Source organism: Paenibacillus sp. FSL H7-0943 (genome assembly GCF_037963265.1).
GTDB lineage: Bacteria > Bacillota > Bacilli > Paenibacillales > Paenibacillaceae > Paenibacillus_AQ > Paenibacillus_AQ odorifer.
On the sequence record NZ_CP150148.1, the window covers coordinates 2,738,178 to 2,761,486 of the forward strand.

Below are 23,309 nucleotides of genomic sequence, written 5' to 3' on the forward strand. Positions count from 1 at the left end.
AGATGAAACTTGCGGAAGCATTAGTGAACCGAAGTGATCTTACCCGTAAAATCGCGCAGCTAAAGCAGCGGCTCGATCGGGTCGTTAAGGTGCAGGAGGGGGAAGATCCGGCAGAGCAGCCGGAGGCTCTTTTGCATGAGCTAGAAATAGCTGTTAACGAGCAGACGATTTTGATTCGAGCGATTAATCGAACGAATTCATCTGTTGCCTTCAATGAGAATTGGAGTATTGCCGACGCCCTAGCCGAACGGGATAAAATGCTTCAGCTGCGGAAGCTGTTTAGCGATTTGCTTGAGCAAGCTTCGATCACTCAGGATCGGTATAGCCGCTCTGAGGTTCGTTTCCAGAGAACGGTGGATGTCGCTCAGATTCAGAAGCGGATTGATGAACTGTCTAAGTCTTATCGCGAGTTGGATTTTAAAATTCAGGAGAAAAACTGGACGGTAGCCTTAATCACACCGTAAAAAGCTTTATCACAGCAGAAGGTAACTGATCTTTATAAAGGCGAGCGCAACCCGCCAACAGGGAAAGTTGGACAAATTGACAGATGCTGGGCCATATCTGACCAATCATAACTTAGCCCCGTACTGTAACAACTGTAAAGAGTACCTATTAATGTAACTACCAAGCGCTGATTTATGTAAGAACGGTGAGGGTGGGGACGGGGATATTTTTGCTGTGGTTAGGCTTTTACATAACATGAACTGTCTCTATTAGGATAGGTATATTCGTCATACATAATGTGAAATAATGTCGAATAAAGTTGAAAAAAGTTGAATAAAATTTGCATTATCGGCCTGTTTTGCCTATCTTATCGCTCGTTATCTTGTATAATTTACGAATACGCACGAGGACTTCCTAAACCGCTGATCTATTCGTATGTTGATTGTACAGGATGAGAGAGTGATTCATTGGCCGAGAAGGTTTAGTGGCCCTTGTCTCTTCAAACATTCTACTATTCCTTTCATGAAAGAGAGAAGTGACAAGTGACCATGAAATCAATTGCCTGGGTAACCGACAGTACATGTACAATCGATCCTGAATTCGCCAAGAACAACCATGTGTATATTGTTCCTTTACGTCTGATTATTAACAACGAGTGTTATAAAGAAAATATAGATATTACGATCGATGAGTTCTATGAGAAAATGCGTCAGCATGATCAAGTAGGCAGCTCACAGCCGCCAATCGGTGAGTTTATCGAGTTATACGAACGGTTGAAGGAAGAATATGATGAGATTATCGCGGTGCATCTTTCGACAGGGCTTAGCGGAACATACAATGCTTCCATGCAAGGTGCTGAAATAGCGGAAGCTAATGTTATTGGAATTGATTCCAAGGTTGGCGCTTATCCGATTCGGGAAATGATTACGCGAGGTATTCATTGGCACAAGATGGGCTTTACTGGCCTAGAGATTAAAGAAAAGATAGAGAATATCATTCAAAATATGTCCTTCTACTTAATTCCTGCAAGCTTGTCCCAGCTTCACCGTAGTGGGCGTGTTTCTGGTACACAGGTAATTCTTAGTCAATTACTACGGATAAATTTGCTGCTGCGTTTTGACGAGGGCAAGGTCATTGTTGTGGAAAAAATCCGCACGATGAAGAAGACGAAGCAGGCGCTGTTAGATATCTTTAAACAGGATGTTGGACTTGTTAGCGATGTGTGCATCATGCATTCCAATAATTTAGAAATGGCGCTGAAGCTAGAAGAAGACATCAAAGAGATGGCGCCTGATTTACGTACGGAGATTATGACTTACATTCCTGCCGTGGCTGTTCATGCGGGTGAAGGTACCGTGGGACTTTCTTGGATTAAAAATAACCGGATCAATAGTATTTATTCGGAGGTTGAACCTGTAGCAGTACTTGTGTAGATAGGATAGTAAACAAAGAAATCGCTTCTTGGAAGAGGGACGGATGATCCTCATTATACCAAGAGACGATTTCTTTTTTTTGAATCTATGAGATGACGTTGTAAGAAGGTTATGCTTTGCTTGCACGACGGCGGAACATTTGTCCGATAACTTCACTCAGTACCAGTCCAGCCGCAATTGCGCCAGAGAGCATTAATGCCCGAACAGCGATTTCTACAGCCAGATTATAGTTTTCTTCTACAAATCTACGCATAGCATCGTAAGCAAGGCCACCCGGAACAAGTGGGATAATACCGCCTACACTAAAAATAATAACCGGCATTTTGAAGGATCGGGCAAACAGCTGGCTGACGATGCCCACCACTACAGTAGCCGCAAACGTAGCAACAACAGGCCCACACTCTACATCAAGGATTACATACACCATCCAGCCTACCATTCCAGCAAAACCACACTGCAGTAGAGCGCGCTTAGGCGCATTAAATAAAATACAGAAGGTTGCCGCGGCGATAAAACTGGTTATAAGTTGCAAAATCATGAAGGGCTAACCTCTTTCACATGGAAAATTAAAATAGTGATAGTACAAGCCCAATGCCTGTACCGATCGCAAAAGCAGTTAGAAAGGCATCTGCTCCTTTGGATATGCCTGAGACCAGATGACCAGCCATCAGATCACGAACGGCATTAGTAATGAGTAGACCGGGTACTAGAGGCATCACGGAGCCGATGATGATTTTGTCCATTTCTTGACCTATGCCCAGCTTTACAGAATAGAAGGCTAGAAGTCCGATCAGGAAGGAAGCAGAGAACTCTGCAAAAAATCTAGTCTGCACAAGACGATGCAGGTAGATAACCGCAGCAAAACCTAACCCGGAAATCGGCAATGCGGGGAGAGCATCCCACAAGCTGCCCTTAAACATAACGGTGAAGCAAGCGCCGGTAAGCGCCGCTGCTATGATTTGCAGCCATACCGGATACGCATGTGCGGCATCATCGACCTCTCCTAATCGTGTCCGAGCTTCCTCGGCTGTAATCTGACGCTCGTTCAGACGCCGCGAGATATCATTAACCTCCGAGACTTTCTGCAGATCTGTTGTCCGCTCGGCAATCCGATATAACTTAACGGGCTCCGTTCTATTGGTGGTGAACATAATAACGGTTGGCGTCACATAACTGTGTGCCCCTGGAAAACCGAGAGAAGCAGCCATACGTGTCATTGTATCTTCTACTCTGTAGGTTTCTGCACCGTTTTGCAGCATGATCTTGCCAGCAAGAAGACAGAGATCAACGATTTCATAATAGGTAGTGTTAGTGTTGCTCGTGCTTTCCAACTTCTCCGGTCCTCCCCTGGAATGTTACATATCTATGTGTATATACTTATGATTGTCGCTTCATTGTGTGAAAATAACAACCTCAATATAGCATTATAAACGATATGGGATATATTTTAATATAGTTTCAGAAATAAAATGTATAAAGATGCACTGTTTATTTATAGTGCCCGCCAATCTTTCCGGATCTGTCCTTAAGTTGTCCGGCATCTGTGAACGATGCAGCGCGTCCAATGATCGATTCCCCGTATTTATTCTTCAGCGCATCAGTGGCCCGTTCGAGCTCACGGTAGCGGGGGCGCGACTCAAATAAGGTTAGCTGATATTGGCTTTCGTCAGACAGATTGGACAGGCTTAGATGAATTCGGCGCACAGGCTGACCCTCCCAATGCTGTTTGAAAAGAGCGAGGGCGGCCTCGTATACCAGCTGGGTTGCATTCGTAGGATCGCTCATCGTAGTCTGTCTCGAGAAGCCGCTGGGGTCATCAAAGCTGGCGCCTTGGCAGCCAACAGACACGACTGCACCATGCACCTTCAGTTTGCGGCTGCGCCTGCACACCAGCTCTGAGAGCTCCAGAATGATGGTCTTGATCTCTTGCAGTGTATAGTAATCCCGTGGCAGTGTCATTTGGTGCCCGACGCTCTTGGGTGCAACTTCATAGGTAGCGGGACTTACAGGGCTATCGTCGATGCCATTGGCAATTCGCCAATATAGCTCGGCATCGATATCGCATTTTTTATGGAATTTCTCCCGCATGCGCCATTTCAGCTCGCTTAGCGGCATCTGTGCCAAATGGCCTATCGTTGTGAGACCCATGCTTTGGAAGTGCGCGGACATGCGGCGGCCTACCATAAACAACTCACTAATGGGCAGCGGCCAAAGTACATCTGGAAGCTCTTCCTGAGTGAGGGTAAATAGACCCTCCGGGTTCTTCTTGGCCCACAGGTCGCAAGCCATTTTGGCGGTAACCTTGGAATAACCTATACCGATACGTGCGCGCACACCTGTATTTCTGCGGATTAAGTCCTGAATGGTCGTAGCGATCTGTCTTGGGCTTCCGAATAAGCTGAGGCTGCCGGTGATATCAATAAACTGCTCATCGATGGAATAAGGTTCTACGAGGTCACTGAATTTGCGTAGAATGTCCGTGATTTGGGAGGAAACATCGATATATTGCTGCATATGTGGTCTGACGACGATTACTTCGGGGCATTTCGCGAGTGCTTCCTTCAAAGTCTCAGCGGTAGTAATGCCAAAAGATTTGGCTAACGGACAAGCGGCAAGTACAATCCCGCTTCGTCTAGCCGGATCTCCGGCGACAATAAGCGGTTTGTTGCTATATTGCGGATTAGAGGCCTTCTCCACGGAGGCGTAAAAGCTCTGACAATCGGATAACAAAATAACACGCTCTTTATTCATAGATTCACACTCTCCAGGTGAGGTAGAGATACGGTAGATGATTTTCTTATTATTATAATACGAACATATGATCGTGTATATTCATATTTTTTCCCATTTCTCTTCAGTCTCCAAGGTGCAGAGACCTGTGGCCACACCCCCAGCGATAATCGTGAGGATGGAGTGGAAGAAGGTTTCTTTGGAAATCAGGAGTCCCCCCGCGCCGATAATTATAAAATCTGTCAAAAAAATGATGAGTCCAAGGTTAAGCGGGAGATACCTTTTGATATATTGAGCAAGCAGATCCGTTCCGCCTGTACTGGCTTTGAACCGCAGCATAAGCCCAAGACCCGTTCCCATTAAAAAACCGCCAATAATGGCGCTGGAAATGGAGCCGAACTCAAAATAATACAGAAAGTGGTACTGCAAAGGACCGAGAAGCTCAATCAGAAACGATGAGGTCAATAAACCTAATACACTATTGAAAAAGATATCGCGTTCCTTCAGCCAGGCTAACAGGAAAATCGGAAAGCTGCAGAGAAGGACAGCTATACCGATTTTGGCATCGGATAAATAATTGATGATGAGGGCTATTCCTATTATTCCCCCATCTAGGATTTTATATGGGACTAGAAAAAAATTAGTTGCTGCTGCAATGAGCAAGCTTCCGATCAGGATGACCGCGTATCTCAATAATGACTGCATATTTAACATCTCCACATTAAAGGCATGTCTTATAAATATGCTTGTCACTTCCAAAAAATTGCAGTGAAGCAAAAAAACTGATTTCGGGCCTAATCATGCGGACCCAGGAGCCGCTATTAGGTAGATACAAGGTATTTTTTCGAGCTAACGGACCCAGTTGCAGCTATTCCCACAAATGTGGTCCGATTGCGAGCAAATTATGAGCAATAAGAGCTATACAGTCCGAAATTTCCGAAAAATGGGCCGAAAATCATAAATAGGTGCAATAGGGTCCGATACGATCAACAGACATTTGAGTAATTCACGCCCAGCCTCCATGCGGACCCAGAAGACCTTATTAGGCAGTAACAAGGCATTTTTTCGAGCTAACGGACTCAGTTGCAGCTATTCCCACAAATGTGGTCCGATTGCGAGCAAATTATGAGCAATAAGAGCTATACAGTCCGAAATTGCTGCAAAATGGATCGAAAATCACAAATAGCTGCAATAGGGTCCGATACGATCAAGATCGAGCAAAAGGTAGCTGATTCCGAGACGTAGACAGCTAGGTTATGCAACAGGTAACAAATTCTGCGCACGGAGTAGCTAGATTAAGTCATAGGTAGCTAATTCCGCACAGTGTAGCTAGGTTAAGCCATAGGTAGCTAATTACGCACGGTGTAGATAGGTTGAGTAACAGGTAACAAATTCTGCGCACGGAGTAGCTAGGTTAAGCCATAGGTAAATAATTCCGCACGGAGTAGCTAGGTTAAGCCATAGGTAGCTAATTACGCACACGGAGTAGATAGGTTGAGCTATAGGTAGCTAATTCTGCACAGTGTAGCTAGGTTGAGCCCTAGACAGCTAGTTTAAGCACTGGGCAGCACGTTTAGGAGCAAATTTGGCAGGCGGCGTTCTTTTCAGCAACTGTTCGGACTCAGTTGCTCTTATTTCCATGATTTCGCTTGTTTTATCACACTATCGGACGCAGTTGCAGCTATTCGCTCAAATGCGCTCCTTTTCTGCGCAAATCAAGGGTAATAAGAGCTATACAGTCCGAAACTGCTGCAAAATGGGCCGAAAATCACAAATAGGTGCAATAGGGTCCGATACGATCAAGATCGAGCAAAAGGTAGCTGATTTCGAGAATTAGACAGCTAGGTTGAGCCCCAGACAGCTAGTTTAAACAATGGGCAGCACGATTAGGATCAAATTCGGCAGGCGGTGTTCTTTTTAGCAACTGTTCGGACTCAGTTGCTCTTATTTCCATGATTTCGCTCGTTTTATCACACTATCGGACGCAGTTGCAGCTATTCCCACAAATGTAGTCCGATTCCGAGCAAATTATGAGCAATAAGAGCTATGCAGTCCGAAACCTTCGCAAAATGAACCCATATGCTGAAATAGCTGCAATACGGTCCGATACGATCAAGTTCTAGCAAAAGGTAGCAGGTATCGAGACGTAGGCGGCTAGTTTGAGCAACAGGTAACTAATTTCTCGCACGGAGTAGATAGGTTGAGCCCCAGACAGCTAGTTAAACAATGGCTAGCACGTTTAGGATCAAATTCGGCAGGCGGTGTTCTTTTTAGCAACTGTTCGGACTCAGTTGCTCTTATTTCCATGATTTCGCTCGTTTTGTCACACTATCGGACGCAGTTGCAGCTATTCGTTCAAATGCGCTCCTTTTCTGCGCAAATTATGAGCAATAAGAGCTATACAGTCCGAAACTGCCGCAAAATGGATCGAAAATCACAAATAGCTGCAATCCGGTCCGCAACGGGGAATGCTATGAATGGATGATTAAGCAGACGCATCTCCGGGGGATACAGAGAGTAGTGTGATGGCTATACAGTGAGTTACTTGCTGATAAGCCTTGGAGGTTCGAGCCGCATGATCGCCGTTGATCTATGATAAGTATGAGTGCGCCACGCCTAGGAAGGTAAACTAGTAAAATTATTGCAAGGAGCAAGTAGCAAGAATCAAGAAGCAAGAAGTAAGAAGTAAGAAGTAAGAGCAGTAGAAGGATTTAGGACGGATCACGGGTACACAAGAAATCTGCCAATCGGAGTACTGCTCCATCACAATAGTTACCTAAGTTTCTCCGAGCTAGAGGAGCATCTCGCGTCCAATTAATCCATAGCTGATCAAGAAAGCCAGCAGCGCAGAAGAAAGCCAGCAGCACACAAGAAAGCTACAACAGCGCACCGCATTAACAACGAAAACAGCACGCCTCCAATTATGAGGCATGCTGTTTTTGCCGTTATCGGGAATACCGCTTGCGGAAGCGAAGCGGAGAGATTCCGATCTGCTGAGTAAAGCGACGCGAGAAGTAGGCGGTGCTCTCGAAACCGATACGTTCTGCGATCGCAGCTATAGGCATCTCTGTCTTAAGCAGAAGCAGCTTGGCCTGTTCCAAACGGTAATCTGTTAAATACTCCATCGGAGTCAGTCCATATACGCGTTTCATGCAGCGGGCAAGGTAGTTATAATGAAAATGCAGCGCATCCGCCAGAGAGGCATTGGAGAGAGGCTCCGCATAATGATTGCGGATATAAGTCTCTGTCCTCTCGGCGATCTCTACCGCATGACTTTCTGAAGTATCATGCTGCGCTAGATCCATCATCCGCAGCATTTCTTCAAAAATCCTTTGCTGCTCCCAAACTGCACTGGAACGTCTTCCAGTGGACAGCTGTAAAAGCTTCTCAGCTTGTCCACTCCGTTTAAAGGGATCAGGAAGGGGACCAAACTGCGGGATGCGAATGGTATATGGATGAGTAAGAAACTGCCGGAAATGTGTCTCTCGGTTGATATACACGGGCTCGCCATCAGAGCTTGACCAATCTGCGAGGGTATGAAAATGAATCCAAATAAACGAAGTCAGCTCCTCGCAAGACTTAACGGAATAATGATAGCGGTCAGGCAGCAGAAGCAGCGTATGCCCAGCCGCAACCTCCCATTGATTATGCTCTTCACCGATAAATAGGCAACCTTGCTCTACAATAATCAGATCAAATAAGCCGATATGGCTTCTATTTGGATGCTGCTCTCCGGGTTGATAAACAGTGTGATTGCATTCCAGAAAATATGGAAAAGGTGGCGCTGCGAAATGTACATAGGAAGGACTCACTGTGTTCTACCTCTCTTTTTATCGTAGTCCGAGCTTAAATTGTCCTTGGAATTAGGAGTGTGAAATAGTACAAAAAAGGGGTTGCTTCTGATTATATTTTTTATCTATTGTACGCTCTATAATTGTAATTAGCGAGTATAAAATAAGGCTAAGGGGAAGATGATGATGAATAAAACGATCCAGGATCAGCAAGTTGTAAAAGATCAATCCGTTAGCATTAAAGATGATTTCTGGGGAAGTTATATAAAGCTGGTTCAGGATGTTGTAATCCCGTATCAATACGAGGCATTGCACGATAAAGCAGCGGGAGCTGAGCCCAGTCATGCCATTGCTAACTTTGAGATTGCTGCGGGCCGGAAGAACGGTGAATTTTACGGCTGGGTATTTCAAGACAGTGATGTAGCCAAGTGGCTGGAGGCCGTAGGTTATTCCTTAAGCATCAAACGTGACCCTGAGCTGGAGCGTCAAGCGGATGAAGTGATTGACCTCGTTGGAGAAGCGCAGCAGGAAGACGGGTACTTAAATACTTATTTTACGATAAAAGAACCCGGCAAACGCTGGACTAATCTGAACGATTGCCACGAGCTGTACTGTGCTGGGCATTTCATTGAGGCAGCCGTTTCTTATTACGAGGCTACAGGCAAAAGAAAACTGCTCAACATCATGTGCCGAATGGTTGATCATATCGATTCTGTGTTTGGTCCGGAAGAAGGCAAAATGCGGGGATATGATGGCCATCAGGAGATTGAGCTTGCGCTCGTGAAGCTGTATCGGCTCACAGGTGAGGAGCGGTATTTGAAGCTCAGCAGCTTTTTTATTAATGAGCGAGGTCAACAGCCGAATTTCCTAAAGCAACAATGGGATAATCTGGGTAGTATCAATTTTTTTACAGGTCAGAAGGAGAATTTAGATTTAAAATATTACCAAAGTCATCTTCCGGTAAGAGAACAGGAAGTGGCTGTAGGACACGCTGTGCGTGCGGTTTATATGTATACTGCTATGGCTGATCTAGCCGCACTTACGGGAGATGACACCCTTCGCGAAGCATGCGAGAGACTGTGGAATAACATCACTACTAAGCAAATGTACATTACTGGCGGGATCGGATCTACGCATCGGGGTGAGGCTTTCACCTTCGATTATGATCTGCCTAACGATTCGGTGTACGCAGAGACTTGTGCATCTATTGGGTTGATCTTTTTTGCACAGCGGATGCTGAGAATATCGCCGGATGCACGTTATGCCGACGTGATGGAGCGGGCGCTTTATAACAATGTGTTGGGTTCAATGGCACAGGATGGTAAGCACTATTTTTATGTGAATCCACTGGAAGTATGGCCTAAGGCATGCAGCTGCAATCCAGATAAACATCATGTGAAGTCCGAGCGCCAAGGTTGGTTTGGCTGCGCTTGCTGTCCTCCGAATGTGGCGCGTCTGCTGACTTCGCTTAATCAATATATCTATACGATCCATGGTGATACGCTCTATACGAATTTGTATATTGGCAGTGAGCTGACAACAAAGCTGGGTGGAACAGATATTGCGATTCAGCAAGAGAGTAACTATCCATGGGAAGGTAAAGTCTCGTTGAAGATTAATCCCGCAGCGGAAGCAGAGTTTGGGATTGCCTTGCGGATTCCATCTTGGAGCCAAGGAATGGAGATCAGAGTCAACGGTGAAGCAATGAATACTGCTGAGAACATCGAGCAGGGATACCTCGTTATCCGGAGACTGTGGAGAGCAGGAGATGTAATCGAAGTGCATGACCCTATGGAGGCACATCGTATCTACGCACATCCAAGTTTGCGTGCTGATGCTCAAAAAGTAACGATTCAGCGTGGACCTCTTGTGTATTGTCTTGAAAGTATCGATAATGGTGAGCCGTTAAGCTCGATTTCCTTAAAAGAAGGCAGTGAACTTCCTGCGGCTTTTGATGAGACATTGCTCGGCGGCGCTGTTGTTGTCGAGGCAGAGGGGCTACGTGTAGATAAAGAGGGCTGGAGTGGTGAGCTTTACAGCAGAGTCAAAGCACCAGTTCAAACCGTAAAGGTTAAGGCGGTTCCGTATTACTTATGGGGAAATCGTGGCAGTGGTGAAATGAAGGTATGGATTCCGGAAGCCAGCGTTTAAGTTATAGGTAGACATAGATCTCGGGAATGGCTGTAGTTTATCAACATTTACCGATGAGGACAGCTGTAATTTACAGTCTGTCCTTTTCTTTTTGCAAAAAGGAGAACACACGCGAAATGGCGAAATTAGAAGAAACATAGAAATATTCTTAAATCCTATAACAGTGGAGGCGGGCTATATTTATAATCATGCTCCAGAGGGTTATACTTGTCCCTTTTGTTTGTTGGTTTCGGGCATTGAAAATGAAGATGTGCATTCTAAGCAAGCGGATATTATTTATAAAGATCATTACATAACGGCTTTTATTGCTTCTCATTGGTATCCGAATAATGAAGGGCATGTTCTAATCATCCCTAATCAGCATATCGAGAATATTTACACATTGGAGGTTGAGATCTCAAACCGGATACATGAGCTGGAAATTGAAATTGCTAAAGGTCTTAAAGAAGTTTATAAATGTGATGGCGTTTCTTCTAGACAACATAATGAGCCGGATGGCAGCCAAGATGTATGGCATTATCATTTACATGTGTTTCCAAGATATCATGGGGATAATCTGTATGGTACTTTTGGGAAGTTATCGGATGAATCAACAAGAAAAAATTTCGCCCAATTATTAAGCGGATATTTGAGCAAAAATAAGAACATTGGGGCTTATTAAGTTGAGAGAGGGAGAAGTATGAAGTCAAACTTTTTCGAAAAAGTTATAGAGTCAGAAGAAGAGCTAAGGTCTTTATTTGGGTACCCAAGCGAATTGGTTAACAACAAAACCATAACTGTTATAGATCATCATTGCCGTGATTATATCTCAAAATCCCCAATGCTTTTTATGGCTACAAGCGGTTCGTCCGGTGCTTGTGATGTCTCTCCGCGCGGGGACGCAGAAGGTTTTGTTCACGTGTTGGATGATAAACATTTAGTGATCCCTGAACGCCCTGGGAATAGACGGTTTGATTCTTTGCGGAATATACTTGAGAACCCAAAAGTCGGTTTGATATTCATCATCCCCGGACTTGAAGAAACATTAAGAATAAATGGGCACGCGAGTATAGTTAAGGATGAAGATATATTGAAACCTATGGAAGCGCATGGTAAAGTCCCGATCATTGGAATTGGCGTGGAAGTAGAAGAATGTTATATGCATTGTGCAAAAGCCTTTAAGCGGTCACGTTTGTGGGATGACGATCATTGGCTTGCGAAAGAAGTCTTGCCTAATCCATCAAAAATACTGGCGCAGCATGCCCGTAAACTTGGAGTTACTCCAGAGGATATCTCAAAATCACTAAAAGAAAGCTATGAAAAACGGCTATATTAACATTTTCGACTTAGAAATGGAATGGGATTTGCCCTTCATTGTATGCTATATTTGATCTGGATAAGGTAACTGATCATTTTACAGATAATAATGGAGGCATCACAATGAGTAAACGTTATCGGATGACAAGAGCAATGCAGAATGCTGGAGATTCAGCAACAACCCTATCTTTAGAAGAGTGTAAGCAATATTTCGCATCCAAACCTGATTTCACCTATACATCAGTTTTTACAGTAACAGGTGCCACTACCATGTCCATTGAGGGAGATTTCTTTATGTGGAGCTATGGTGATACAACAATCCCATTTAGACATTATCAGGGCGATATTTATGTTTCTGGCGCCAATGAAGCCGTGATTCCTAGAATGCTTGAGGTTGCGAGTGATTTAAGAGCAGATATTGTGGAAGGGTAAAAAAAAGATGCCCCCTGAATCCTTCAGGGGGCATCTACTGTTAATTTTAGATCCGCTCCGCTCAATCGTTCAAACGAACGGTTGAGCGGATTTTTTATATTAACCCAGTTCTACAACTACTTGGTGTACAGCGCCGTCTCCAACAGGAGTGATGATGTTACCTTCTACAGCTGCGCCATCCAAGGTAAGACTAGCTACACCTTTGGATACATGGTTCGGGTTCTTGATTTGAATCACATAAGTATCTCCACGGAAGACACGGGTGATTTCAAAGCTGTCCCACTCTGTAGGAATACAAGGATCGATCTTCAGACCATTGAAGTCCGCTTGAATACCAAGGATAGATTGTGTAATCGCTACATAGTTCCAAGCAGCAGTACCAGTTAACCAGGAGTTTTTAGCTTCCCCGTGGCGAACGGCATCTTTACCTGCGATCATTTGCGAGTATACATAAGGTTCAGTACGGTGAATTTCACTGATGTCCTCCAAGTAAGCAGGAGCAATTTTAGCGTAAATTTCAAACGCTCTGTCGCCATGTCCAAGTACAGTTTCAGCGATCATGATCCAAGGGTTATTGTGGCAGAAAATACCAGCATTTTCTTTGTAGCCCGGAGGGTACGTAGAAATTTCACCCAGGTTCAGATAGTACTTGGAATATGGTGGCTGTTGCAATACGATACCGTATTTAGTATCCAAATGCTCTTGCACGGAAGTCAGAGCTTTTTCAGCTTGACCATCTTCCACACCGATACCGGCCATAACACAGATACCTTGTGGTTCGATGAAGATTTTACCTTCTTCGTTTTCTTTGGAACCGATCTTGTCGCCATAGTGGTCATAAGCGCGCAGGAACCAGTCACCATCGAAACCGTGAGTGAGTGTAATTTCACGCATGTTGTCAATCTTAGCTTCTGCATCCGTAGCTACGTCATTAAGTCCGCGCATCCGGCAGATTTCTGCATAGTCCGGTCCAACGAAGACGAACAGACCCGCGATAAATACGGATTCCGCTACGCGGCCTTCGATGTTGGCAGTAGTTTGGAAAGATTCGCCTGGTTCTGTAGAGAAGCAGTTCAGGTTCAAGCAGTCATTCCAGTCTGCACGGCCGATCAGCGGCAAGCCGTGAGGTCCGAGATTGTTAGTTACATGCTCGAAGGAGCGTTTCAAGTGCTCAAACAGAGTAGCTGTGTTGTCCGGATTACTGTCAAAAGGAACCTGCTCATCAAGAATCGATGTGTCGCCAGTTTCTTTGATGTAAGCAGCTGTGCCAAGGATCAACCAAAGCGGGTCATCATTAAAGCCGGTACCGACTTCATTGTTACCTTTTTTGGTGAGCGGCTGGTATTGGTGATAGGCACTGCCGTCTTCAAATTGTGTAGCGGCGATATCGAGAATACGTTCTTTAGCACGTTCAGGAATTTGGTGCACAAATCCGAGCAAGTCTTGGTTAGAATCGCGGAAGCCCATACCACGGCCAATACCGGATTCAAAGTAAGAAGCGGAACGGGACATGTTGAAGGTAACCATACATTGATATGGATTCCAGATGTTAACCATACGGTTCAACTTGTCGTCGCCACTTTGGATTTGATATTTGGACAACAGGTTATCCCAGTGTGCAGCCAGTGCAGCCAAAGCAGCGTCCACTTGAGCGTCTGTAGCAAATTGCTCGATCATAGCCTCTGCTGGTTTTTTGTTGATTACGTTCAGAGATTCCCATTTGTCTTCTTCTGGGTTTTCAATGTAACCAAGGACAAAGATGAAGCTTTGCTCTTCGCCCGGCTCCAGAGTAATGTTCAGGGCGTGCGATCCGATAGGGGACCAGCCGCTCGCTACCGAGTTAGTTGGTTCACCTGCAGCAACAGCTTGCGGGCTTTCCAGACCATTGTACATCCCTACGAAAGCTTCGCGGTCAGTATCAAAGCCGGCGATTTCTTTGTTAACAGAGTAGAAAGCGTAGTGGTTTCTGCGCTCACGGTATTCTGTTTTGTGATAGATAACAGAACCCTTCACTTCAACCTCACCAGTGCTGAGATTGCGTTGGAAGTTAGTCATATCATCTTGTGCATTCCAAAGACAGAACTCTGCAAAAGAGAACAGTTTAACGGATTTCTTCGCGGAACCCGTGTTTTTCACTACAAGACGATGTACTTCAGCGTTATGACCCATAGGTACAAAAGCAAGCTGGTTTACAGAGATACCGTTGCGTTCACCAGTAATGGAGGTGTAGCCAAGACCGTGACGGCATTCGTAGAAGTCCAGATCACGTTTTACTGGCATCCAGCCTGGAGTCCAGAAATCACCATCATCATAAAGATAGTAGTAACGGCCGCCAGCATCCATTGGGATATTGTTGTAACGGTAACGGGTCAATCTTCTGAGACGAGCGTCTCTATAGAAGGTATAGCCACCAGCAGTATTAGAAATAAGTCCGAAAAATTGTTCATTACCAAGGTAGTTAATCCAAGGGTAAGGTGTTTTTGGTGTGTTAATTACATACTCTTTACGAGTGTCGTCAAAGGTACCGAATTTCATGTGAGAAAGTCTCCTTTCGATTGTGAACGCGCGTTTATAAGTTTCAGGAAAAATTCCCTCGAGGGAAGGGATTCTTTCCGTTGTTTCTAAAAGATAGTATTAGGCAGTGATTTCGAGACCCAATGATAGCAGCTCCACAGAAAAATATGTATTCTTCAGTGAATGATGAATCTGTGCTACTTCTTCGGCGGTTGACAGGAATCTCTCTCCACTAAACGAGCTGGAAAGCTGATCGTGCTGAAAGTCGGCTGCTGTGAATCACACAGCTCGATTACTTTTTCCACTGCAGCCTTGGACATTTCATAAATCGGCAAGCGTACAGAGGTCAGCTTAGGCTGAATACGGGATGCCAGCTGAATGTCATCGAAACCCGCAATGGAGATATCCTCAGGGACAATGATTCCATGTTCGGAGAACGCTTCCATCGCTGAAATAGCCATGTCATCGTTGGAAGAGAAAAAGGCAGTCGGCAAAGGTTCACCAGAAGCAAGCAGCTTCTTGACCTCTTCATAAGCCGTCTCTTTCAGAAAATCACCCTTAAGAATAAACTTTTCATTCATAGGCAGACCATGTTTTTTCAGCGTGTCCTCATAGGCCGTGTAGCGTTCTCGACCAGAGTACGTATTCATTTGCCCACAGATGATGCCGATCTCTTGATGGCCTAAGGAGATTAAATGTTCAATCACTTCTGTGGTGCCCTCGTAATCTTTGGAATTCACAATGGCCAAATGATTGCGGTCAAGATGCTCCGACATAATCTCTGAGATATCATAATCAATCAGTACTAGCGGAGAATCGAGTCCCACCATTTCGCGGACGATATTAATATCCTTCTGAGTGCCGACAATTATACCACCGTCAATCCGTTTTTGCAGAAAAGCTTGTTTTACCTTCAGAAAATCGTCCGGAGAGTATACCGTATGAATCAGAACGTAACATCCGCGGGCATTCGACGTGTCGACTACGGCATCGACGAATGGTGCAAAGTAATTGTTCTGATAAATTCGGGTAGTGTTCTCTTTCTCGTTCATACTGATGGCGAACAATCCGATGGTATCGGTTTTCTTACCGGCCAGAGCCCGTGCAAAGCTGTTCGGTTCGTACTGATGTTGCTCAATCACCCGCAGCACTTTGGCCCGGGTTTCTTCAGGAACATTGGAATAGTTGTTGATCACGCGGGATACCGTACTTCGGGAAACCCCGGCCAACTTAGCAATATCTTCGCTGCGCATGTTTCCCCTCTTTTCATAAACGCGCGTTTATGAGTTTATTGTAAGCGAAAGCATCGTATAAATCAATCGTAAAATAAGAAATTTTGCGATTAAATTAATAAAGGATGACATATTTTTAATAGAAGAAGAATCCTACCGAATAATGATAGAGCAGAACAACTAGAAATAGTTTGTATAAGTTTTTTGCGGAGAAAGTGCATTGAAAGCTATGAAAGTCATGCTACTATTGTGATAAAGGTTATTGAGAATGATAATCAATGACAATAAAGCATAGGAGTGAAGGGATCAATGGCAAGATGGGGTCAGAAGTTTTTATGGGCAGCGGTACTTATAATGGCAATAACTGCGCTGGCAGCATGCGGAACGAATAGCAATACTGCGAAAGAAAACGTTGCTAAGACACAGAATGCAGAGGAATCTACCTCAGCGAGCACTAGCGCACCAACTGAAGGAAATGGAAATGCCGCAGAAGAGGGTGCAACTCGGACGATTGCCGGGGAATTCGGGGATGTTGAAATTCCAATTAAACCGCAACGGGTAGCCGGGATCTATGTTGAAGATTATTTGAAGGCATTGGGCATTACCCCGGTGGTGCAGTGGTATCATCCAAGCTGGGGCAAACAGGATTATTTAAATCTTGATGTACCAGAATTTGATATTACCGGTAGTATGGAAGTGTTGCTGGAAAAAGACCCTGACTTGATTATTGTGGATGGAGGTGCGGATGCGGCGAAATATGAACAATATTCCAAGATAGCACCAACCTATCGTCTACCTGAGGCGGTGTTGCAAGACTCAAGACAAGTGCTTACGGCTATTGCAGATGCCCTCGGTATTCCGGAGAAGGCGGAATCTGTCCTTGCAGCGTACGATCAGAAAGTGGCAGAGGGGAAAGCTAAGCTGCAACAGGCCCTAGGTCAGGAAAAAGTAGCAGTGATCCGGCTCAACGTAGCGGATAAAACCTTTGCTCTATTCGGTGTTAAAAACCGTTTCACCGGTGTAATTTATTCTCAATTTGGCCTGACACCTGTGCCTATGGCGGCAGAAATGACCGAATATCAATCTATTATCTCCGAAGAGCTTATCCCTCAGCTCGAAGCGGATCATATCATTGTGTTCCCTGACAACGGGGGCTGGGATACTGAAGGGAATCAGGAAGCGACTCAAATCCTTGATGGCCCGTTGTGGAAGAGCCTGCCGGCGGTGAAGAACGGGAATGTTTATAGAATGGAACGTTCCCACTGGCAGACTGGTGCCATCACAGCCAATTCGATGAAGCTTGATGACTTGCTGAAAGCTATGGTGAAATAAAACGGCAGCCGTCGTAAGGAATAGCATAAAGAAGGTCTATCAGCATAGTTGATAGACCTTCTTTTTTATTCTAAACTATAGTAAAGTGAATGAAAATGGTTCTCAATTGGAGGGCGCTAGAATGGCAGAAGATTTACAAGACAGCAATAAAAAGAGGCTATTCTATAGCTTGATTAACATAGAAGCCCAATCCTTATCGGTGAACGGACAGACCTTAGTGTTTCAAAATCATACCCTGATCATTGTATCGGAAGGACAGGGATGGTTAGAAGCCGAGGAGAAGCGTTTTCCTCTGGAAAAAGGTGTCGGGTTCTTGTTCGAACCTGGGCTAATAAGCAAAATCAATGCCGAGGAGCGAGGACTTAGCTTCTATAGGCTTACGTTTGAAGTCATCGAAACGGGGGGAAGCAGGCAGAGTGGAATGGAAAAGGGGACTAAAGAAGGAATTCTCCAGTCCGGCCCGCTAAGCTGCAGACCTTTTTCACAATGTGCATTACTGCTGGAGGCTATCTATCATAGTCGCAGAAGTACGGAAGAGATTGAATGGTTCGCAGGCCATACCCGCTTTCAAGAGTTACTGCTGCTGATCATGCGGGCAAATTCCTCTGTCATCCAGATGAAAGGAGCCCATGAGGCGGTACAGCGTTCCATCCGCTATATGCAGGAACACTACAATCACGCCATAACCGTCGATCAATTAGCTGAAGTGGCAGGCATTACACGTGCCCGCTACACACAGATTTTTAAAGAAGTGACAGGGCGGATTCCCTTAGAGCATTTGAACGGACTTCGTATTGAAAGGGCGCAGCAGCAGTTGCTGCTTACGAATGACCGTATGCATGACATCGCGTTATCTGTAGGGTATAGCAATGAGTATTATTTTAACCGGCGTTTCAAAAGATCGGTGGGCGTTACGCCCGGCCAATACAGAAGCTTCCATCAGGAAGGGCTGCGGGTGTTCGCTCCTTTTCTGGAAGACTATCTGCTGGCTCTGGATATTACACCGGTGGCGCAATATTCTCACGCTCAGTGGGGGAAGCAAGAGTATCTGTCCCTCCTCGATGTGCCTGCAGTGGATATTTCGACTGGCAATTGGCAGGAGCTCTCCCAGTACATGCCCGAACTGATCCTGCTGGATGATGGCTTTCAGCGTTGGCACCTGGATGAGTGCAGCCAAATTGCTCCGTTGTTCAAGCTGCCTTTTCATCAAGAGGATTGGCGGGCCACGTTATTTTCCGCAGCAGCCGTCTTTGGCAGAACGGATCGTGTCCAGGAAGTGATCGGCAATTATGAGCATCGGGCGCAGCAAGCTAGACGAGTGCTAAACCGTTCTGTCCAAGGGCAGACTGTAGCATGCCTAAGAATATCTTCCTACGGAATCAATCTCTATGGATGCGGGCAATTGGGGTATACAGGTAGCGTACTCCATGATGATTTAGGTTTGCAGCCCCATGCCTTGGTTCCGAAGTTGACTCGTGGACAGAAGCGGGTGAGCCTAACAAGAGAAGAGCTTGCGAGCCTCACTGCAGATCATTTGTTCATTACCTTTGATCGACAGGAAGGAGAAGGACGGGAGCTGTTGGATACACCGCTTTGGCGCAATCTGCCCGCTGTTCGTAATCGTTGTGTATATGAGGTGGATTTTATGGCCTGGATGAATTATGGGGTATTGTCGCATCAGCGCAAGATTGAAGATGTGTTAAGAGCGTTAGGGTAAGTCAGAAACTAGTCCAGATAAAAAAGAGGATAATAAGTGCCACTATACTGCTGATGCGAGTCATTAATAAATAGGCATCACTGGGTTCTACATCACCTTTCATCATCCAGCCATAGCGCATGTACCATCCCAAATGAGGAAAGAAGATATTAAGCAATGCTAATAGTACAAAGAGGAATATAAAAAAGCCCATGATTTATCACTCCTTTATCTAATGTATACGCCAGACTATACGGAGCGTTCCCTAACTAACAAGTGAGCTTCCATATATTTATTTTTAGGCGGGGGATACCCTAGCCACCTTGACAGGTGGTTGGGGTATTTTTGCGGCACTATTCAAGGCTATGTTATTGAAGGTGAATGTTTAGAGGCGTGCTTGTTGTGTTTACATAACAAAGAGTTCGGAAAATATAAAAATGTAATTCTAAAAATAAAGGAGGAATTGATCGATGTCTAACCAATATACGATGCAAGATCCTACCACTCAGTACACTAAGGCTGGACCGGAATTTCAGCAGCAACAAGAGGAGCCGGGTCTGCAGAAGAAAATGAATCCAGTACCTGATACAGGAGAAGATACCTATAAAGGAACTGGGCGTCTGACCGGACGTAAAGCGTTAGTTACGGGAGCCGACAGCGGTATAGGCCGTGCTGTTGCTATTGCTTTTGCTCGTGAGGGGGCAGATATTGTTCTATCTTATATGCCCGAGGAAGAGGAAGATGCAAAGCAGGTGGTCAAGCTAGTGCAGGAAGCGGGTCGTACTGCAATCGCCATTCCAGGCGATCTGAAGGATGAGACATACTGCGAACAACTCGTCGATACTGCGGTTAAAGAGCTAGGTGGAATTGATATTTTAGCCAATATCGCGGGCAAACAGCAATTCGTTCCAGACATCGCTGATCTCACTACGAAGCATTTTGACGACACATTTAAGACGAACGTGTATGCTATGTTCTGGCTGTGCAAAGCTGCGGTGAAGCATATGCAACCGGGCAGCACCATTATTAACACTTCTTCTATTCAAGCTTATAATCCCTCACCGATCCTTTTGGACTACGCGACCACCAAGGCTGCTATTAATACATTCAGTAAGTCTCTCGCTCAGCAAGTAGCTGATAAGGGGATTCGCGTCAATGTAGTAGCACCTGGTCCCGTATGGACACCTCTTCAAGTTGTGGGTGGGCAACCGGAGGAAGTGCTGAAGGAGTTCGGGTCGAGCACACCACTAGGTCGTCCGGGACAGCCTGCGGAGATGGCTCCGGCATATGTATTCCTGGCTAGCCAGGAATCTAGCTATATCAGTGGCGAAACACTGAATGCGAACGGCGGAACTCCAACTCCATAAACCGCTCAGCGGAATGTTGATATTGTAAATACGGCGAAGTATCCAAAAGTACCCTGCTAATTTTAGCTGTGGGGTGCTTTTGTTTTTATATATAGAAAGGAGTATTATAGAATTCGAGACTTTTTCTCCCATTATTTTCATGGAATATGATCTATACTGATCAAGATTGTCGAATACATAGTTTTCCTGCGATTACCCAAGAAATAATTTGAACGGCTCTAAGTTATAGGGGAGACCCAGAAAGAATTAGGAGATGTATGATGCGAAAAAAGAAACTAGCGATCCTCACCATTTGCTGTGTCTTATTCATGGCGTGTTTTCAATCGGGATCTGTCCTTGCGGATAAAGGAAACGGAACAGTAGTAGATAGTGGAACCAAGGAAAGGCTGATGGAGAAGTATGATCTTGTAGAGCCTGAACCCGCAAATCCAGCAGCGCATGTGAGTCAATACGATTTTGGAATTAGTAACCCTATTGCTTTATTGGTCAGCATCAGTAGGCTGTATTTGTATCCATATGTTTTTGCAGCAGAGGAAATAATTAATCATATGATCGATCAAAGCGAAATTAGTTATTAGTTACGTGTATGTCTTTCAAAATATAATCCCAGCTATCATAATCGTTCATATCCTCAGGAACTTCTAACACACAAATATCACTTATGTTCCAATTTAATTCTTGTACCGAGATTGATTCACGAACGGGAATAAGAATAAGAATAATAAATTCGTTCGGTTTTAATAAATCAGACAAAATTGACTGTAGCTCTACAGCCTGTTCATATGAGGCAAACCATCTAATGAATAAAGTTTTTTTACTGTGGATTAACTTGTCCCAAAATCTATTAATTCGTAATTCCAGCTTCGCTTTATACGAAGGATAGGTTATAGACCAGTGTTTACCTTGGTGGATTGGAAAATCATGAACTGAGATAATGTTATATAAAGTATCCTGAATAAAATAGGATTTCACTAGTGCATTTTTATTCCCATTAGGATAGACTGGTAATCCATCCTCCAGAAAAAAATGTGTTTCATCAAGAATTTGCAGATTTATTAATTCCATGAAATTTTGAAATCTATTCTTATAAAGTCTATTTACATCAGCCAATGAATAAGAAACCATCCAGTCGAGCGGCATGGAGAATTTCCTCAAGCTATTTCTTTGCAGATTTATAGCAGGAGCACAAGACATCCCTAAGCTTACTATTAAATCATAGCTTTTTTTCACAGCTTGTAATTTCATGGACTCACCCATTTTCAATCAGATTCAGTTTCTAATAAATTATACACACCATTTTCTAGGATTGATTGGACTTTAAGTGCAATGAGATACACAGGAAAAAGAGAGCAGCAATTTTCACTGCCCCCTAAACCTATTAGTTACGTTGTAACAAAATATATCCGCTAATGCTTGAAGTTTTTTTACGAAAGACCACTTTAAAACCAACATCGTTGTCTAATAAGCAAGCCAAAGCGGTGTTAAGCAATCCGTTGGGTCTCAAGCTAGGTCTGCACGGCACGGCATTTCCAATAACACGGGCGGCAATAATCCTACGTGCTGATCCAGCAACCAAAGGATTTCTGCTCCAACTGATCAATACTAAATCTGGCTGACGAGTAGCCATGGAAGATCTACCCCTTTCTAATAAATTTCTTTATATAAAATGCACCATTGATTTTAATGTGCTAAACCATAGCGGAGTAAGGAATACATAGGATCGAGTAGGGAGAGGGGCTAATAATATGGACAAGGTGTTACATAAGATAGCTAATTTGATTAGCGGTGAGGCTAATAGATTCATCATTGGGATTTCGGGTCATGGTGCATCTGGAAAAACAACGTTTGCTCATAATCTTTTAAAGCTTTTGCAGCAGGATGATGTGAATTATATTAATACAGACCCCTATATTGTTGAATCTAGTCTTAGAAAATACACTTCTATCGACTATGAATATAAGAATGTACATTATCACGATAAAGTGACAGCTTGTCATCCTGCTGCTCATCATATATTTGCTTTAGAGAGAGACATTCATATGTTGAGGGATGGGTTGGATTTTTACACAATTGGCACAGACTATACAAAAAGTATGTTCATATCTTCACAAAACAAGGTGAATATTGTAGAAGGCATGAGCGTTGCCTTTACTGATCCGAATTTGTATGATCTGAAAATCTACTTATACACGGATGGAGAAACTGAGTTGATGAGAAGGAGTATACGTGATGTTTCTGAAAGAGGAACAGATATTAATTATTTAAGAAAATCCCATGAACAGCGTAGGATGCAATATGAGTTGTTTATGCATTCTTATCATCATAAATTTGATATCGTTTTAAAAAATTCCAATGAAGAGTATGTTCTTGAAAAGGGAACATTGTAGAGGGGGAAGAGAATGCTTCCAAATGTTAGGCTAGCAACGATATGTAACGCGGATGTTTTGTCTAGGTTAAATCTTGAGTTCAATGGTGGAGTAAAACGTCCTGTGCCGGAGATCATCAAGTGTTTGAACAGCAATACTGAAGTGGTTGGTTTTGGCTGTGCTCAAAGTTTGAAATCATTTTGTTATAATGAAGCATATGGTGAAATTACTGAAATGTATGTAAAAGAGTCAGCTCGTAGGAATGGTGTCGCTACTGCACTAATTTCTTTTCTGGAAAGTCAGCTTTATTCTCGTGGAGTCAAAACAGTTAAGATTTTAACAGGAGAAGATAATCGTGTAGCCATTAAAGCGTATGAATTGAGCGGGTATGTTAAGGATGATGAAGTAATGTTAAAGAAAAAACTTTAAAGCCATAGTGAACAGAGAATCAGGCAATATATTGTGCTGGTCCAGTCGGATATCAATAAAAAAACGGAAGCCGTTTTACTGGCTTCCGTTTTTTTG

Annotated in this window: 22 protein-coding genes; 12 read left to right on the forward strand and 10 right to left on the reverse strand. The window is 44.2% G+C overall.

The features are described from left to right. Nucleotides 1–2: 2 nt before the first annotated feature. Nucleotides 3–464 carry a DIP1984 family protein gene (locus NSQ55_RS11735; protein WP_076129955.1) on the forward strand — a complete coding sequence of 154 codons (462 nt, stop codon included), beginning with the start codon at nt 3–5 and terminating at the stop codon, nt 462–464. Nucleotides 465–992: 528 nt separating this feature from the next. Next, nucleotides 993–1,877 (forward strand): DegV family protein, encoded by an 885-nt coding sequence (locus tag NSQ55_RS11740; RefSeq protein ID WP_076183845.1) that lies wholly within the window; start codon nt 993–995, stop codon nt 1,875–1,877. Between the two features lie 109 nt (nt 1,878–1,986). On the opposite strand, the gene NSQ55_RS11745 is transcribed toward NSQ55_RS11740, so the two are convergent. From NSQ55_RS11745 to NSQ55_RS11765, 5 genes are all read right to left on the reverse strand, one after another. Beyond that, the gene (locus NSQ55_RS11745) at nt 1,987–2,415 is read right to left on the reverse strand and encodes a threonine/serine exporter family protein (protein WP_036685970.1); all 429 of its coding nucleotides are present in this window, start codon (nt 2,413–2,415) and stop codon (nt 1,987–1,989) included. A gap of 28 nt (nt 2,416–2,443) precedes the next feature. Beyond that, the gene (locus NSQ55_RS11750; RefSeq protein WP_076129956.1) at nt 2,444–3,208 is read right to left on the reverse strand and encodes a threonine/serine exporter family protein; all 765 of its coding nucleotides are present in this window, start codon (nt 3,206–3,208) and stop codon (nt 2,444–2,446) included. 157 nt (nt 3,209–3,365) lie between these two features. After that, on the reverse strand, nt 3,366–4,628 hold the full coding sequence (locus NSQ55_RS11755; protein WP_076189810.1) for a DNA polymerase IV: 1,263 nt from the start codon (nt 4,626–4,628) through the stop codon (nt 3,366–3,368). 81 nt (nt 4,629–4,709) lie between these two features. Further along, nucleotides 4,710–5,312, reverse strand: coding sequence for a YitT family protein (locus NSQ55_RS11760; RefSeq protein ID WP_339173468.1), 603 nt, complete (start codon nt 5,310–5,312; stop codon nt 4,710–4,712). A 2,240-nt stretch (nt 5,313–7,552) separates the two neighbouring features. Continuing rightward, on the reverse strand, nt 7,553–8,419 hold the full coding sequence (locus NSQ55_RS11765; protein WP_076183289.1) for an AraC family transcriptional regulator: 867 nt from the start codon (nt 8,417–8,419) through the stop codon (nt 7,553–7,555). Nucleotides 8,420–8,581: 162 nt separating this feature from the next. On the opposite strand from NSQ55_RS11765, the gene NSQ55_RS11770 reads away from it, so the two are divergent. From NSQ55_RS11770 to NSQ55_RS11785, 4 genes are all read left to right on the forward strand, one after another. Next, on the forward strand, nt 8,582–10,549 hold the full coding sequence (locus NSQ55_RS11770) for a beta-L-arabinofuranosidase domain-containing protein (protein WP_339174483.1): 1,968 nt from the start codon (nt 8,582–8,584) through the stop codon (nt 10,547–10,549). Between the two features lie 91 nt (nt 10,550–10,640). Further along, the gene (locus tag NSQ55_RS11775) at nt 10,641–11,210 is read left to right on the forward strand and encodes an HIT family protein (protein WP_256721407.1); all 570 of its coding nucleotides are present in this window, start codon (nt 10,641–10,643) and stop codon (nt 11,208–11,210) included. A gap of 18 nt (nt 11,211–11,228) precedes the next feature. Beyond that, entirely contained in the window at nt 11,229–11,864 is a 636-nt protein-coding gene (locus tag NSQ55_RS11780) for a pyridoxamine 5'-phosphate oxidase family protein (RefSeq protein WP_076303388.1), read from the forward strand. A 104-nt stretch (nt 11,865–11,968) separates the two neighbouring features. Beyond that, nucleotides 11,969–12,277 (forward strand): hypothetical protein, encoded by a 309-nt coding sequence (locus NSQ55_RS11785; RefSeq protein ID WP_076130570.1) that lies wholly within the window; start codon nt 11,969–11,971, stop codon nt 12,275–12,277. A gap of 99 nt (nt 12,278–12,376) precedes the next feature. Here the strand turns inward: NSQ55_RS11785 and NSQ55_RS11790 are convergent, their stop codons facing one another. Together NSQ55_RS11790 and NSQ55_RS11795 are read right to left on the reverse strand one after the other, a co-directional pair. Then, nucleotides 12,377–14,812 carry a glycosyl transferase gene (locus tag NSQ55_RS11790; protein ID WP_036685988.1) on the reverse strand — a complete coding sequence of 812 codons (2,436 nt, stop codon included), beginning with the start codon at nt 14,810–14,812 and terminating at the stop codon, nt 12,377–12,379. Between the two features lie 176 nt (nt 14,813–14,988). Further along, entirely contained in the window at nt 14,989–16,044 is a 1,056-nt protein-coding gene (locus NSQ55_RS11795) for a LacI family DNA-binding transcriptional regulator (RefSeq protein ID WP_036685989.1), read from the reverse strand. Between the two features lie 288 nt (nt 16,045–16,332). Between NSQ55_RS11795 and NSQ55_RS11800 the strand changes: the two genes are divergently transcribed. Both NSQ55_RS11800 and NSQ55_RS11805 read left to right on the forward strand, forming a co-directional pair. Beyond that, a complete protein-coding gene (locus NSQ55_RS11800; protein ID WP_076183299.1) occupies nt 16,333–17,355 on the forward strand; it encodes an ABC transporter substrate-binding protein in 1,023 nt (340 codons plus the stop codon). 121 nt (nt 17,356–17,476) lie between these two features. Continuing rightward, nucleotides 17,477–19,072: a helix-turn-helix domain-containing protein gene (locus NSQ55_RS11805; protein ID WP_076183302.1), complete on the forward strand. Its 1,596-nt coding sequence runs from the start codon at nt 17,477–17,479 to the stop codon at nt 19,070–19,072. 1 nt (nt 19,073) lies between these two features. Here NSQ55_RS11805 and NSQ55_RS11810 read toward each other — a convergent pair whose 3' ends face one another. Further along, on the reverse strand, nt 19,074–19,265 hold the full coding sequence (locus tag NSQ55_RS11810) for a DUF6199 family natural product biosynthesis protein (RefSeq protein ID WP_076130567.1): 192 nt from the start codon (nt 19,263–19,265) through the stop codon (nt 19,074–19,076). Between the two features lie 256 nt (nt 19,266–19,521). On the opposite strand from NSQ55_RS11810, the gene NSQ55_RS11815 reads away from it, so the two are divergent. Together NSQ55_RS11815 and NSQ55_RS11820 are read left to right on the forward strand one after the other, a co-directional pair. Beyond that, on the forward strand, nt 19,522–20,418 hold the full coding sequence (locus NSQ55_RS11815; protein ID WP_076141729.1) for an SDR family oxidoreductase: 897 nt from the start codon (nt 19,522–19,524) through the stop codon (nt 20,416–20,418). 257 nt (nt 20,419–20,675) lie between these two features. Next, nucleotides 20,676–20,996: a hypothetical protein gene (locus NSQ55_RS11820; RefSeq protein WP_339173481.1), complete on the forward strand. Its 321-nt coding sequence runs from the start codon at nt 20,676–20,678 to the stop codon at nt 20,994–20,996. On the opposite strand, the gene NSQ55_RS11825 is transcribed toward NSQ55_RS11820, so the two are convergent. Continuing rightward, nucleotides 20,986–21,663: a DUF1796 family putative cysteine peptidase gene (locus tag NSQ55_RS11825; RefSeq protein WP_076189817.1), complete on the reverse strand. Its 678-nt coding sequence runs from the start codon at nt 21,661–21,663 to the stop codon at nt 20,986–20,988. The two genes, NSQ55_RS11820 and NSQ55_RS11825, sit on opposite strands and share 11 nt — an antisense overlap. Before the next feature lie 133 nt (nt 21,664–21,796). Then, the gene (locus tag NSQ55_RS11830) at nt 21,797–22,045 is read right to left on the reverse strand and encodes a hypothetical protein (RefSeq protein WP_076136059.1); all 249 of its coding nucleotides are present in this window, start codon (nt 22,043–22,045) and stop codon (nt 21,797–21,799) included. A 118-nt stretch (nt 22,046–22,163) separates the two neighbouring features. Between NSQ55_RS11830 and NSQ55_RS11835 the strand changes: the two genes are divergently transcribed. Together NSQ55_RS11835 and NSQ55_RS11840 are read left to right on the forward strand one after the other, a co-directional pair. Beyond that, nucleotides 22,164–22,805: a phosphoribulokinase gene (locus NSQ55_RS11835; protein WP_248548052.1), complete on the forward strand. Its 642-nt coding sequence runs from the start codon at nt 22,164–22,166 to the stop codon at nt 22,803–22,805. A gap of 12 nt (nt 22,806–22,817) precedes the next feature. Continuing rightward, nucleotides 22,818–23,213, forward strand: a complete 396-nt coding sequence (locus tag NSQ55_RS11840) for a GNAT family N-acetyltransferase (RefSeq protein ID WP_339173486.1) — start codon at nt 22,818–22,820, stop codon at nt 23,211–23,213. The last annotated feature ends 96 nt before the right edge of the window (nt 23,214–23,309 follow it).

Excerpts from the sequence above, each read along its gene's own strand:
- NSQ55_RS11840 (WP_339173486.1), top strand. The coding sequence starts at position 22,818 with ATGCTTCCAAATGTTAGGCTAGCAACGATATGTAACGCGGATGTTTTG.
- NSQ55_RS11735 (WP_076129955.1), top strand. The coding sequence starts at position 3 with ATGAAACTTGCGGAAGCATTAGTGAACCGAAGTGATCTTACCCGTAAA.
- NSQ55_RS11820 (WP_339173481.1), top strand. The coding sequence starts at position 20,676 with ATGATGCGAAAAAAGAAACTAGCGATCCTCACCATTTGCTGTGTCTTA.
- NSQ55_RS11815 (WP_076141729.1), top strand. The coding sequence starts at position 19,522 with ATGTCTAACCAATATACGATGCAAGATCCTACCACTCAGTACACTAAG.
- NSQ55_RS11785 (WP_076130570.1), top strand. The coding sequence starts at position 11,969 with ATGAGTAAACGTTATCGGATGACAAGAGCAATGCAGAATGCTGGAGAT.
- NSQ55_RS11780 (WP_076303388.1), top strand. The coding sequence starts at position 11,229 with ATGAAGTCAAACTTTTTCGAAAAAGTTATAGAGTCAGAAGAAGAGCTA.
- NSQ55_RS11830 (WP_076136059.1), bottom strand. The coding sequence starts at position 22,045 with ATGGCTACTCGTCAGCCAGATTTAGTATTGATCAGTTGGAGCAGAAAT.
- NSQ55_RS11760 (WP_339173468.1), bottom strand. The coding sequence starts at position 5,312 with ATGCAGTCATTATTGAGATACGCGGTCATCCTGATCGGAAGCTTGCTC.
- NSQ55_RS11810 (WP_076130567.1), bottom strand. The coding sequence starts at position 19,265 with ATGGGCTTTTTTATATTCCTCTTTGTACTATTAGCATTGCTTAATATC.
- NSQ55_RS11790 (WP_036685988.1), bottom strand. The coding sequence starts at position 14,812 with ATGAAATTCGGTACCTTTGACGACACTCGTAAAGAGTATGTAATTAAC.
- NSQ55_RS11795 (WP_036685989.1), bottom strand. The coding sequence starts at position 16,044 with ATGCGCAGCGAAGATATTGCTAAGTTGGCCGGGGTTTCCCGAAGTACG.
- NSQ55_RS11740 (WP_076183845.1), top strand. The coding sequence starts at position 993 with ATGAAATCAATTGCCTGGGTAACCGACAGTACATGTACAATCGATCCT.
- NSQ55_RS11835 (WP_248548052.1), top strand. The coding sequence starts at position 22,164 with ATGGACAAGGTGTTACATAAGATAGCTAATTTGATTAGCGGTGAGGCT.
- NSQ55_RS11805 (WP_076183302.1), top strand. The coding sequence starts at position 17,477 with ATGGCAGAAGATTTACAAGACAGCAATAAAAAGAGGCTATTCTATAGC.
- NSQ55_RS11825 (WP_076189817.1), bottom strand. The coding sequence starts at position 21,663 with ATGAAATTACAAGCTGTGAAAAAAAGCTATGATTTAATAGTAAGCTTA.
- NSQ55_RS11745 (WP_036685970.1), bottom strand. The coding sequence starts at position 2,415 with ATGATTTTGCAACTTATAACCAGTTTTATCGCCGCGGCAACCTTCTGT.
- NSQ55_RS11755 (WP_076189810.1), bottom strand. The coding sequence starts at position 4,628 with ATGAATAAAGAGCGTGTTATTTTGTTATCCGATTGTCAGAGCTTTTAC.
- NSQ55_RS11800 (WP_076183299.1), top strand. The coding sequence starts at position 16,333 with ATGGCAAGATGGGGTCAGAAGTTTTTATGGGCAGCGGTACTTATAATG.
- NSQ55_RS11770 (WP_339174483.1), top strand. The coding sequence starts at position 8,582 with ATGATGAATAAAACGATCCAGGATCAGCAAGTTGTAAAAGATCAATCC.